The following is a 12,106-nucleotide window of genomic DNA, read 5'->3' on the forward strand; positions in this document are numbered from 1 at the left end:
CGGCCTCGTAGTTTGCTGGGCGTGACGGCTCACCGTCGGGCCGACGTGCACGACTGGCGGCGGATAGGTACATCCACGCTCATCGCTCATCAAGGATCGAGGGCCCGCACACCTAACTCGCTCCGCCTTCCGGTTGCGTAAACACAGTTGGACGTGCTCTATGCTCGTAAGCCCGAGCTTGGAGCGTGGTATGTCAGCCTTTCACCCGGTGGGAAAAATCGTTGGTGATTTCCATCCGGAATCTCTTGGAGATCCGGTGAATGAGCTCTTGCCTTTTCGTAACTGCAAGAGCACTTCTGATGCTCGCGCAATCTTGCACGAGAACGTTGAGAAGGATGTCGCGGCGATCCTTGACCTGATTGCAGACGCCGACGCCTTTGATGTCATCGAGTTGATGCGGATGCGGGAATTTTCTATCGTTCCCGACCCCCGCTTTGCCCCACATGGCGGTGTATCACTGCCGGTGGAGATCATCGCAGCCGTCCTACTGGCGAGACCATCACGCAAACCGGGCCCCACTCCGCGAAACGATACACGACCACACGAGGTGATCTCGGAACTGCATGAGCGATGCATGAGGTTGTCCCGGGTCGCAAGCTATCGCCAGTTGGTTGAAGGGCAACTGCGTAATGAGCCGCTCGGTCGGCTTGCAAGTGAGTATCAAGGCGCTGTGCTGAACATCCGGAACCTGCAATATGACCATATTCGTGACGAACACGACCGCAGGCTTTTCGAGACGGCAGCCGCGAGTGAACTCATGCAGAAGCATCTCGGATTCAGCTACCACGATGTATCGGCGGCACGATCGGCAATGAATGAGATATCTGCCGAACGGATGACCCGTCTCCGCGACGAAACTGGTAACCTGCTAATGACGCATCAGCACCTCGATCCCAAAGAAGTACCTCGCGAGGTCATTGAACAGTTCATGAGCGGGATGATACCGTTTATTTTTCTTCCCGCCGACAGGTCAATCATTACGACGGCCGACGTCGCCAGCGCCTCGGGATTGGACATTGCCACGTCGCGGAGAGTACTTAGCTCGTTCGCGCAACAGTTCGACGACTCGGAAAGCCCTGGAAAGCGTGTTTTTGACCTTCTAATGGGGAACAACCCATTCCTATCACGCCCTTTGGTGTCCGATGGCGAGGACAATTTCGCGTTGACATCGAACGAGATCGGACAGGATGTACTGCGGCGGATTCTCGAGCGCGCACTTCCGCCCAACTCGCCTGATGTGCGCAGGTATGACCAGAAGGGCCGCCAGCCGATCAGCGAGGAACTCGCGAGGAGATATCTCGAGACCATTCTCGGGAGTCCTGTCTTTCGGGAGAGTTACCACTACCTTGCGCCCAAGGCAGGTGTCTCTGCGGACCAAGTCGGGCCCGATAGTGCAAATCCTCGTCAAGCCGCCGAGGATGTGGAAGGCGACGCGCTCTTCCTGATCGACGACGTCGCCGTCGTCGTGGAGGTAAAGGGCAAGTCGATAGCTGAGCAGGCTCGCCGCGGCGACGTGCGACGCCTTAACAACGACCTCAAGGCCACCCTCGGAGACGGCGCACGTCAGGCAACACGCATTCGTGAGCTCATCGAGAGAAATCGCGGCATTTGGGAGAATTCAAGCACCTGGCTTGACCTGTCGAAGATTCGCGAGGTGCGGACCTTGGTGGTAGTGCTCGACGACATCGGCCCTCTCGGCACCAATATCGCCGATCTTCAGCATGCCGGGATCCTCCCTGAGGATCGACCGCCATTGGTTTTGTCGCTACACGACCTCGCCGTCATCGCCGAGATCGGTGAACGCCCAGCGGAGTTTCTGCTCTACCTGAGACGGCGCACCGACAGCCCAGTGACCACATACTACCGCGCGCTCGATGAACTCGACCTCTACATGATGTTTCTTGCAGGAGATCTCTACGTTGAAGAAGACCCTGATGAGGTCAAGGCCGAACATCCAACAGCACCACCGGTGACGAAAAGCGAACGTAGGCGTCATAAACGGTCAGCCGTCGGCACCATGGTTACTGACTGCTGCATCGAGTTGACTACATGGATGAACCGCGACGAACTCCCGCGAGGCGACGAACCCGTCAAACCATCCATGAATGCGCCGGCCGAGGTGCTTGAGCTGATTGACCGGCTAAGCGCGGCGGGCAAACCCGGCTGGTTCCGCTGCGGAGCCGACCTTCTCGCGCTTTCCGGCGAAGGGCAGCTACGCCTACTGTCGACGATCAAGACGTGCGCCCGTGCCACACGGAAGGACGGCAAATACCACGACGCGATGAATGCCTACGCTGGCATGTGGGGTTTCGCGACTGTATTCATGGCCACACGCCCCACTGGCACCTCGGTCGCCGCAGTCAAGGAACGACTGCAGCTTTACGCCAAAGTCAAGCAATATCAGTTGCAAGCAGACCGCGCCTACGGCTGGATATTCGAAGAGAACGGTTCGCTGGAGGACAACTTCTATTTCAGCTCGGTCGCGCCAAGCGACCCCACGCTCGACCGGCTCGTCAAGGAGATGAAGCTCCAGCCGGTCGGTCAACGACCACGCCCCCCGGCGCGCCGCCCACCGAGGCGGACGCGTAACAGAAAGCGCAAGCGCCGCTGACAAGCCGAGGAACAGTGCATACAGAGACGCATCTATGGCAAATCGAGCTGCCGGTGAGCGGCACCCTCATCTCGGCTACGACTGCGCGTCGATCTCCGCCCGACTTCAGGACTCACCGTAACGCTCGCTAGGCGGAGCCAGATCAGTAGACCCGTTTGGTCGCCGACCCCTGGTGGCGCTGCCGTGCTAGTCAGGGGTGAGTAGGCCACCCGGACGATTGCGGTCAGCCTGACGTTCCGTTGGTAGTTCGTCTTGTGATCAGGTAGTTACGCTGGCATGCTGGGCTGGCATTCCGCCAGATCAGCCCGTCGGGTCGCCTCGTTCGGCAACAGAGGCCCGAGGTCGAGCGGGCCAGGGATGAGGGTGGCAGCGATCTTGCAGGACCACCCGTAAGGATGACAGCGAGTTTTCGACGGGCGGTGATGGGTTGGCACCGAAGTCGGGTGCGTCAGATGGCCCCAACACCCTGCTCAGTGACGCCCGCCGCCGGCTTCTGTCCCCGAGCGGTTCAGGCCGACGGATGTCTCGGCAGGAGGTCGCCGAGGCGGTCAACAACTACCTGTGGGACACCTACGGTACGAGAACCAGCATGGATGCCAACCACGTCGGGAAGCTTGAGCGAGGAGAACATCGCTGGCCCAAGCCCACAACCCGGGAGGCATTCCGTGCGGTGCTGAAGGCGTCGCGGGACGCCGACCTGGGCTTCTACATCACCCGTGGCCAACGCCATTCTGATCCCGTTGCCCACCAGATGCCCCTCGGCGCGATGCCTACCCATGATGATGATCACGCCGGCGGGTCGCTGATAGGCAGGGAGATCACGGACACTGGCGACATGAACCGCCGCGAGTTGCTACGCCTGCTGAGCCTGACAGGTGCGCTGTTGGCCGCGCCCGTCCCGGGCAGCCAGCTCGACTGGGCGCGCATCGAGTCCTCCAGTGACGGGAACAAGCGTCTAGACCCAGCAACCCTCGACGAGTACGAGGGGCTGAACGCTCAGCTGTGGGCGGCCTTCGGCGCGGCCGAGTCCAAGGCAGCAGTATCACCGCTGGTCAACCGTCAGCTGACGACGCTCACGGCCAACCTACGTCGCTCCCACACGACACTCGTGCACCGCAGGCTCTGCGGGGTCACCGCCGACCTGCTCCAGCTCGCCGGCGAGGTCGCCTTCGACGCGAACGCGTACAGCGAGGCCGCGCACTGCTACACCCTGGCAGCGACCGCCGCCCGAGAAGCCGCTGCCTACGATCTCTGGGCGTGCGCGATGATCCGTCACGCCTTCATCAGCGTCTACGAGCGTGACTTCCGGCACGCCGCACCGATGCTGGACGTTGCCGCCAGCCTGGCTCAGAACGGGGACAGCGCGCTGTCGACCCGGCACTGGGCACACACTGTGCGGGCACAGGCTCTCGCGGGCCTCGGCGACCTCAGCGGATGCCGGCAGGTGCTCGACCAAGCCGAAGAGGTCAACCACCTGCCCGGCCAAGTGCACAACGGCGGATGGTTGCGCTTCGACGGCTCCCGGCTCGCCGAGGAACGCGGGGCCTGCTACGTCGAGTTGAGGCGCCCAGACCTGGCCGAACCTGTGCTGTCCGGCGCTCTGTCGCAGAGCCTCTCCACGCGACGACGCGGAACCGTTCTGACGGACCTCGCCTTGGTCGGAGTTCACCGTAGCGACGTACACCAGATCGTGCTCTACGGCAGCGCCGCCCTCGATACTGCCCGCCAAAGCGGCTCCGGCGTGGTCGGCTCCAAACTCAACCGACTACACCACCACTTGCAGCCGTTCCTTGCCGACACTCACGTGCGGCATCTCAACAGCCAGATCAATGCCCTGATAGGGGCAGGGAACTGACATGACCAGAGGGAGGACCAGCGTGCAGGTCGAAGAACCAGGGCGTGTGTTCCGGGAGGCGTGGATCGCGGGAGTCCGTAAGCACTACCCCGGCGAACCGAAACCGGGCTACGTCACGCCCTGGGATGATACGCCCGACTGGGAACGGGACAGTGCCGCCGCAGTGTATGAGCAGGTCCGCCAGTTCATCGAGGCAGCCGACGGCGCAACCGCGAAGCTGACCCGTGAACAGAAAGGACGCTTCGTCGCCCTGTGCTGGATTGCGCAGATCTTCAAACACTTTCCGAACCCGAAGGCTTCCTACGTGGCCGACTGGTCAGACATGCCGGAGTGGCAGCAGGAGACGGACTCGGACATCTTCGAACACATCGAGCAGACGTTGGTCTCGATGCGCTGAGCTGAGAACAAAGCCGACAGGAGCGCGCAACTCCCACTGAGCCATTTTCATCCTGCGTAGCGGTTGGCTTCGACGTGGTGCAGCACGAGGATGGCCTGCACGATCGCGGTCGCGCGGTGTGGGCAGCAGCGCAGCTTGGCCAGGATCTTCCAGGTCTTGAGTGTGGCGATCGCGCGTTCACCGCGAGCACGGATCTTCGCGTGCGCCCGGTTCACGGCCTTCTGTCGGCGTGACAGCTTCGGCCGGAAGCGGCGCCGCTTGAACGGTGTGCGCAGGCTACCTCGCGCGCCCTGATACCCCTTGTCCGCGAAGGTCATCACATCCGTGCTGGCCAGGGTCTCGATGATGCCGTGATCCCGGGCGGCGGTCAGATCGTGGGTCGAACCCGGCAGGGCTGGTGAGGCCCACACGAGTCGACCGACTGCATCGGCGATGACCTGTACGTTCACGCCGTGACGCTTGTGCTTGCCGGAGTAGTACGGCTTCTGGTCGGCGACGCGGTCGATCGGGATCAGGGTGCCGTCCAGGATCGCGTATGCCAGCAGCCGGATGCGCCGCATGGCGGTGTCGAGTTCTTCGGCGGCTGCGCTGAGCAGGGCGATCGCTTCCTGCACGTAGCGCCAGGCAGTCGCCACGCCGATCTCGAAGCCGGCGGCGAGGCGGGTGTAGGTGTCGCCGTTGCGCAGATGGGCCAGGGCGAGTAACGACTGCCGGCCTGGGTTCAGTCGCCGCCAGCGGGATCGGCGCTGCTTTCGGTGGGAGCGGATGCGTTCGGCAAGGTGGTTCAGGGTCCGGTTGGACAACGGAATCGTGGCGGGGTAGGACAGCATGGCGAGGCGCCCGGTCGGGGCATCGGGTTTTGGTCGATTTGCTGTCCTACCTGGAGCCTCGCGCCCATCGATCATCGGGTCCGCCACACCCGCCGAGCTGCAAGATCAGCCTGGAAAGGGCTCACTCCATGCTCGCATCGGGGTCCGGCTTCTTCCGAGCCGGCGCGAGATTGGCGGGCAGGGCACTACGCCGGCCAGCATGAACTGCCCCTGCAAGCGGTGACACTCCGAGGTCAGCGCGGCGCGCCCGGCTTCCCGGGCGCGCCGACGAGACAGCTGCTCAGTGTGCGTCAAACTCGCCGTCGCGGATGCCGTCAGTGAATGCCGTCCACTCACCTCGGGTGAAACCCAGCACTGGTCCCGTCCGGTCCTTCGAGTCCCGCATGCCCACGGTGCCGTCGAGTGCGAAGGTGACCTCGATGCAGTTGTCGCCACCGCCGGAGCGGCTGGACTTCCGCCAGTTGGTGAACTTCTCGGGGTGCATGGTCATCTCCTGGTGTAGTCGGGCAGTTCCTCCGCCACGCTGGCGAGGAAGTCGAGGCTGTCGGCGGGGCTGAGGGCCGCGGAACGCAGGCGCTCGTACAGGGAGGCGTAGTTGGCAACCTCGTCCGGGTCGGTGAGGACGAGGTCGCTGGTGATGGTGTCGACCGCGACGACCACCGGATCGCTCGGGTCGGGGTATCGGTAGCTGAAGTACGACGAACGGGGTACCGCGTTGCCAGCGATTCGCGCGGTCAGCCGCAGTACCCGGATCGTGGTCTTCTGCTTCTCGTGACCGACGTTGATCAGGTGGTCAAGCTGCGCGCGGACGACCTCCGGCGGTGCGGCGTGCCGACGGATCGCGAGCTCATCGATAATCACCTCGTAGGTGGGTCCGCCGGGTCTGTCAAGGACCCGTTGCCGGGCAGCTCGGGCTTCCAGTGCTCGCTCCACCGTGAACCTCCGGGGGTAGGCAGCACGATCTGCCACCGCGCGGACCTCGGTGTACGCCGGGATCTGCAACAGGCCCGGCAGCAGGGTGATGTGGTACTCGGCGATGTGCTCCGCACCGGCTTCCAGGTCCGCGTAGAGGGCCTGCCGTGGTCCCATCTCGACGCGGAACTTCTCCCACCAGCCGTTCTCCTGGGACTCGCGAGCGATGGCCATGATCTCTTCCCAGCGCTGCTCGTCAACCCGGAAGTGGTCGAGGATTCGCATGATCTCGTCTTGATCTGGTCGGACTCTCGCGTTTTCCAAACGGCTCAGTTTCTGCTTGGCGATCTTTGCCTCTTTGCAGAGCCGCTCGGCGGAGTAGCCGTGTTCCTCCCGTAGTCGCACGAGTTCGGTAGCGAGCCGGCGACGACGGACATATGGACTGATCACCGATACCTCCGGCGAGAGACGCGAATAGCCCGGTGCTCCAACCTGCCTGGACCCCGGCGGCGAGAGCGTAACGCCTGTTTTACCGATCATCGCTAGTGCCGATCATGCTTTCTACATAGAAACCCCTGTTCAAGGGCACGACGACCGGTAAGTCTCCCCCTAACTTTCCCCATTGGTCGGTGTTCCCGGGGTTACGCAAGAACCGCGATCGTGGAAGCACAACAAGCGATGTGTATACGGCTTGAAGTGGGGTCACGTGGCGACAGTTTCGCGGCGGACCCCCACGTCCGAGGTGCGGGAGGAGCGGCATGGACGCCACGAGCGCTGATCGCCATCCGGCATACCTGGGGCCCCTGCCCGCTGTCACTGCCAAGGAGGGCGTGGCGGCGGGCAGGCCGAACGACGCGAGTTCTCTTGGGACTTCGTTCCAGGAAGGCGGATCGATCCGCCAGCCAACGTGCTGGTAGCTGCGGGGGCTACCTGCCCACCCATCATCCCAGTCCCATTGGAGGCTCCCATGAACAGCTTGCTCGCCGTCAGCAACGACCCGTTCGAGCTCGACGTGCAGATCGTCACGAACGGTCCGGTCGCCGCCGCTCTGCTGGCCGACACGGACGACGGCTGCGACACCGTGAAGGGCAGCGACTGCTGACCGAACACCCCCGCTGGTTCCGGCAGGCGATCCCCCGTTGCCTGCCGGAACCGGCACCCCCACAACCAGCCAGTCCCCCGGAGGAGCGCTTCGGAACGGAAGGAGGACGCCTCATGTTTCGGTCGGTCGATGCCGCGACCATCCGCATTGCCGCTCACTCATGGCCCGACGGCCCTGCGCCTTGGCCTGACCGGAGCGACGCCTCCGGTATCGCGTACTGGTTGCAAGCGACGTGGCGGAAGGTCGGCCTGGCCGAATCTGTCTGGGCCGCCAGCCCTGAGTTCGCTGCTCGCGTAGGAGCGGTCCTCGCCACAGGGAGCGCTGCTCCGGACCGAGGGTGGCGGATGGCGCTGGCGCTGGCGCGGTACCTGGTCCGGGCGCAGCGGCGTGCGACGCCCTTCGGGTTGTTCTCGGGGGTGGCGGCTCTGCGGTTCGACATGGTGGCTGCGGTGGTGCCGGCAGGGCAGCCGGCGATCCGGGTACGGCCGGACGCGAGTTGGCTCGCGTCCCTGATCGCGCGCCTGGAAGCTGAGCCCGACGTACGCCGCCGTCTGCCCGTGCAGGCGAACAACCTGGCACTGGTGAACGGGCCTCGGATCGTCGTGGCCCGCCGGCCGCACGCCTCTGCATGTACGGAGTCGACCTCGGTGAGGAACACCGCAGCGGTACGGCTGGCGGTGTCACTCGCCCCTGCCCCGTTGCCATGGGCTGAGCTGGTCGACACGGTCGCCGCTGCGTTTCCCGGCTTCCCACGCGCGTCCGCTGACACGATGGTCGCCGGCCTGGTGGACCACGGCGTGTTGATCTCCGCTCTCCGACCCCCATCGACGTGCACGGACCCGATCAGGCATGTCCTGGACACCCTCGATGCGGCGTTCGACGGTGATCCTGAGGGACAGCGAACCCTTCTGGTCGAGCTGCGCTCGCTGCTTGGTCGTCTCGGTGTTACCAGCGCAGGGAGCGCGACGTACCTTCGTGGGCTCGCCGACCGCATGCGCAGCGTGGCACCGGCCACCCAGCCGCTCGCGGTGGATCTTCAGCTCGCGGATCAGGTCGCAATGCCGGAGCAGGTCGCCGCCGAGATCGCCGCATCGGTGGAGGTGCTACGACGGCTGACGCCAGATCCGGCGGGACGACCAGAGTGGCGTGCGTACCGTGCCCGGTTCGTCGACCGCTACGGGATGACGGCAGTGGTGCCGCTCGCTCGGCTGGTAGATCCACTCGTGGGGTTGGGCTTCCCCGAACACTTCGGCACCGTGGCCGACGCGCCTGCGGCTCTGCTGTCCGGCCGTGACGAGCGCCTGCTCGCAATGGCTCAGCAGACGGTGATCGACGGTGCCCGTGAGGTGGTTCTCGACGACGCGGCCATCGAATGGCTCGCCGGTCCCAGCCGAGTCACGGGGCCCGCCAGCCCTCACGTCGACGTCTCGGCCGAGGTCCGCGCGGTCTCGCTGGAGGCGCTGACACAAGGACGGTTCACTGTCGCGCTGACCGGCATGGGCCGCTCGGCGATGGCGACGAGCGGGCGCTTCCTCGACGGGCTGCCCTACGCCGATCGGGAGTTGATGTGCCGGGAGTTCGCCCGTCTTCCTGTCGCGGTGGCCGGGGCCATGTCGGTGCAGCTGAGCTTCCCGCCGCGCAAGCTGCACGCTCAGAACGTGCTCAGCTCTCGGCAGGTTCTTCCGTGGCTGGTCAGCCTGGCCGAGCACCGGCCCGTGGCCGAGAACGTGATTGGCCTCGACGACCTCGGTGTGACCGCCGGCCGTGATCGGCTGGTGTTGGTGTCGATGTCGCGGCGGCGGGTGGTGGAGCCGACGGTGGCGCATGCCGCCGCTGTACACACGATGCCGTTGCTCGGCCGGTTTCTCCTGGAGTTGCCGCGAGCCATGGATGCCCGGCTGAGACCGTTCGACTGGGGTGCGGCTTCCTGTTTGCCGTTTCGACCCGCGCTGAGGTACGGGCGCGTCCTCCTGGCGGCGGCCCGGTGGCGCGTCGATCCGACTGCTCTGCCCGGTGCGGACGCCAGCGATGGTGAGTGGTTGACCGCCTGGGAGGCGCTGCGGACGAGGCTGCGGCTGCCGGCATGGGTGCAGGTCGGCAACGGTGACCAGAGGCTTCGACTCCACCTCGATCAGGCCATGGATCGAGCCCTGCTGCGTGCCCACCTGGACGCCAGCGCCGGACCGGTAACCGTGGTGGACGCGGCGAGTCCGGAGGACTTCGGTTGGCTCTCCGGCCGCGCCCACGAGATCGTCGTGCCAGTCGCCTCGACGGTTGCGCCCGCTGCCGCGCCGGCTGCGGTTACCGGCCGAGGCGCGTGGCCTCCGCCCGTTCCCCCCGAGCCACTCCTACCTGGTGTCGGTGGCCTGCTGTCCGCTTCGGTGGCCGTCGACCCTTCGACGATGGACCTGGTGATGCGGGGGCTGCCCGCGCTGTTCGCCGACTGGCCCGAGCCGCCGCTGTGGTGGTTCGTGCGCATGCGACGCCCCACCCCGCATCTTCGACTACGACTGCACACCGATGACTACGGCGACGCGGCAGTACGGGTCGGGCGGTGGGTCGCCGGGCTCCGACAGCAGCGCCTTGCCGGCGATTGGAGCCTGGACACCTACCATCCCGAGTCCGGTCGCTACGGCTGCGGCCCCGCGCTGGCAGCGGCCGAGAAGTTGTTCGCCGCCGACTCCACCGCAGCCCTGGCACAGCTGGTAGCGCTGCCCGAGTCTGGGATCAATCGGCAGGCACTGACCGCCCTGAGCATGGTCGACCTGGCCGCCTCGATGCTCGGCAGCCGCACCGACGGATGCGAGTGGCTGGTGACGCGCCCCGAGCAGACCGGGCAGGCAACGATCCAGCAAGACGTGCTGCGCCAAGCGGTCACCCTCGACCCGAGCGAACTTCCCGAGCCCATCCAGCATGCATGGCAGGAACGCGCCAGGGCCGCAATCCGGTACGCCGCCGAGCTGTCCGCCGTCGCCGGCCCGCTCACCCCCGCCTCGGTGCTCGCGTCGCTGATGCACCTGCATGTCGTTCGCGCTCTCGGCCCGGACGAAGACGCCGAGCAGCTCACGTATCGGTTGGCACGCCATGTCGCGCTGGCGGCGGTGCGTCGCCGGGTTCGTGCCGTAGGAGCATCCCGATGACCGGAGCACCGCTGAGGACACCGTTGCTACGGGCGGCCGAGGCGGTGGCCGCATGTATCACCGACACCCTGACCGAGCCGCCGCCCCCGGATTTCGCGGCGGACGACTACGGGCCACGCAGTAGCCGCTGGTACGCCCAGTCGCTGTCCCGGGGTGCCGCCGGGGTGGCACTCCTGCACGGGGTGCGAGCGCAGACAGGACACGGTGGGTGGGAACCGGTCCATGCCTGGCTGCGACGCGCGACCGCTGACGCGCTGAACAGCGGCAGCGGAGCCGGACTCTGGTTCGGCGCACCCGCTGTCACCCACGCGCTGACCATGGCCGTGCCGCACTCCCGCCCGGCAGCGCTGGACGCGCTTGATCATGCCCTCGATGACCTGGTGGAACGCCGCCTGGCCGCTGCCACGGCACGCCTCGCGGCGGGTGCCCGGCCCACGCTGTCGGAGTTCGATCTCGTACGCGGGCTGACCGGCCTGGGAGCCTACCTGCTGCGCCGCGCCCCGCACGGACCTCTGCTCCGGCGGGTGCTGGCGTACCTGGTCCAACTCACCGAGCCGGTGCCCACCGACGACGCCGCAGGTCGACTCGCGCCGGGGTGGTGGAGCGCAGACCCCGCCGAACGCGACGGCCCGGAGCAGGGCGGACATGCCAACGGCGGCATGGCGCACGGCATCGCCGGCCCATTGGCTTTCCTGGCCCTGGCGATGCGGCAGGACATCCGGGTGCCGGGGCAGGTGGAGGCGATCCGCCGGATCTGCACGTGGCTCGACTCCTGGCAGCAGGCGAGCCCTGCGGGACCGTGGTGGCCGGAGAAGATCACCGTCGCGGAGTTGCGCGCCGGGAGGCCCTCCGTGAGCGGGCCGGCGCGGCCGTCCTGGTGCTACGGCACCCCCGGCGTCGCCCGCGCCCAGCAGTTGGCCGGGATCGCTCTCGACGACGCCGCCAGGCAAGAGGCGGCAGAAGAGGCCCTGATCCGTTGCCTGGCCGATTCCCGCCAACTCGGCCGGATCGTCGATCCGTCGCTGTGTCACGGGTGGGCAGGACTTGCCGCTACGGCCTGGTACGCCGCCGCCGACGCCCGCACCACCAGCCTGCACACGCACCTACCCCACCTCATGCGCCTGCTGATCCAGCACGCCACGGACACCACCCCGGCACGATCCGGCTTGATCACCGGCCCCGCCGGAATCGCCCTCACCCTGCACACCGTCGCGACCGGCACCGACATCCCCTGGGCCACCAGCCTACTGATCAACTAG

9 protein-coding genes are annotated in these 12,106 nt (G+C 66.0%); 6 read left to right on the top strand and 3 right to left on the bottom strand.

Annotated features, from left to right (window positions below):
- The first annotated feature begins 190 nt into the window (after positions 1–190).
- The 3 genes from Q2K16_RS24580 to Q2K16_RS24590 all read left to right on the top strand — a co-directional run bounded on the left by Q2K16_RS24580 (position 191) and on the right by Q2K16_RS24590 (position 4,863).
- Positions 191–2,611 (top strand): hypothetical protein, encoded by a 2,421-nt coding sequence (locus Q2K16_RS24580; protein ID WP_302740507.1) that lies wholly within the window; start codon positions 191–193, stop codon positions 2,609–2,611.
- Between the two features lie 520 nt (positions 2,612–3,131).
- Positions 3,132–4,466, top strand: a complete 1,335-nt coding sequence (locus tag Q2K16_RS24585) for an NsdA family TPR-like regulatory protein (RefSeq protein ID WP_302740508.1) — start codon at positions 3,132–3,134, stop codon at positions 4,464–4,466.
- Position 4,467: 1 nt separating this feature from the next.
- Complete coding sequence (locus Q2K16_RS24590; RefSeq protein ID WP_302740510.1) at positions 4,468–4,863, top strand: hypothetical protein; 396 nt, start codon at positions 4,468–4,470, stop codon at positions 4,861–4,863.
- Positions 4,864–4,910: 47 nt separating this feature from the next.
- Here Q2K16_RS24590 and Q2K16_RS24595 read toward each other — a convergent pair whose 3' ends face one another.
- The 3 genes from Q2K16_RS24595 to Q2K16_RS24605 form a co-directional block, all read right to left on the bottom strand.
- The gene (locus Q2K16_RS24595; protein WP_302740512.1) at positions 4,911–5,693 is read right to left on the bottom strand and encodes a transposase family protein; all 783 of its coding nucleotides are present in this window, start codon (positions 5,691–5,693) and stop codon (positions 4,911–4,913) included.
- 280 nt (positions 5,694–5,973) lie between these two features.
- Positions 5,974–6,183, bottom strand: coding sequence for a DUF397 domain-containing protein (locus Q2K16_RS24600; RefSeq protein ID WP_302740514.1), 210 nt, complete (start codon positions 6,181–6,183; stop codon positions 5,974–5,976).
- Positions 6,180–7,055 (bottom strand): helix-turn-helix domain-containing protein, encoded by an 876-nt coding sequence (locus Q2K16_RS24605; protein ID WP_302740516.1) that lies wholly within the window; start codon positions 7,053–7,055, stop codon positions 6,180–6,182. Before Q2K16_RS24605 ends, Q2K16_RS24600 begins: the two co-directional genes overlap by 4 nt.
- 517 nt (positions 7,056–7,572) lie before the next feature.
- Between Q2K16_RS24605 and Q2K16_RS24610 the strand changes: the two genes are divergently transcribed.
- From Q2K16_RS24610 to Q2K16_RS24620, 3 genes are all read left to right on the top strand, one after another.
- The gene (locus tag Q2K16_RS24610; protein ID WP_302740517.1) at positions 7,573–7,707 is read left to right on the top strand and encodes an FxLD family lanthipeptide; all 135 of its coding nucleotides are present in this window, start codon (positions 7,573–7,575) and stop codon (positions 7,705–7,707) included.
- Between the two features lie 113 nt (positions 7,708–7,820).
- Positions 7,821–10,847, top strand: coding sequence for a lantibiotic dehydratase (locus Q2K16_RS24615; protein ID WP_302740519.1), 3,027 nt, complete (start codon positions 7,821–7,823; stop codon positions 10,845–10,847).
- A complete protein-coding gene (locus tag Q2K16_RS24620) occupies positions 10,844–12,106 on the top strand; it encodes a lanthionine synthetase C family protein (RefSeq protein ID WP_302740521.1) in 1,263 nt (420 codons plus the stop codon). The genes Q2K16_RS24615 and Q2K16_RS24620 overlap by 4 nt, the downstream gene beginning before the upstream one ends.

This window comes from Micromonospora cynarisoli (assembly GCF_030518815.1).
Lineage (GTDB): Bacteria > Actinomycetota > Actinomycetes > Mycobacteriales > Micromonosporaceae > Micromonospora > Micromonospora wenchangensis.